Source organism: Rahnella woolbedingensis, from assembly GCF_003602095.1.
GTDB lineage: Bacteria > Pseudomonadota > Gammaproteobacteria > Enterobacterales > Enterobacteriaceae > Rahnella > Rahnella woolbedingensis.
In genome coordinates, this window is the sequence record NZ_RAHH01000106.1 from 1 (window position 1) to 422 (window position 422).

1 protein-coding gene is annotated in these 422 nt (G+C 54.0%); it reads right to left on the minus strand.

All coding sequences use genetic code 11. The features are described from left to right. On the minus strand, positions 1-314 hold a 314-nt coding region (locus tag D6C13_RS25415), incomplete at its 3' end, for an RHS repeat domain-containing protein (protein WP_147408215.1). Positions 315-422: the final 108 nt, after the last annotated feature.

Genomic DNA, 422 nt, shown 5'->3' on the forward strand with positions numbered 1-422 from the left:
TAAACACCGTCCTGAGGATCGATAAAATCACGAGGCAGAGCCTGCTGCTCAAGCCATACCGTTTTGCTCACACCGCCGAGCGGGTCGATTTCTTCAATAAGGTTGCCGCGCAGGTCGTAGATAAACTGATGCATAGCTCCGTCGGGGGCTATCGTGTTAGTGAGCTGCTGGTTCTCATCCCACTCATAGCACCAGACGCTACCTGCCTCGTCGATGTAACGTTCCACCAGATACTCTGCGTTCCAGTGATGCTCGCGCATCATGCCGTCAGATTCGTAAACATGGGTGATCCGCTGGTCCAGATCGTAAGTCATCTCGGTGCGCCGGCCGGCACCCGTCGAATGTAAAATAACCCGCCAGTCGTCTGCGAAATGTTGCCAGCCATAATCACTGCGCAAACCAGAAGGAAGTAAGTGCCATGC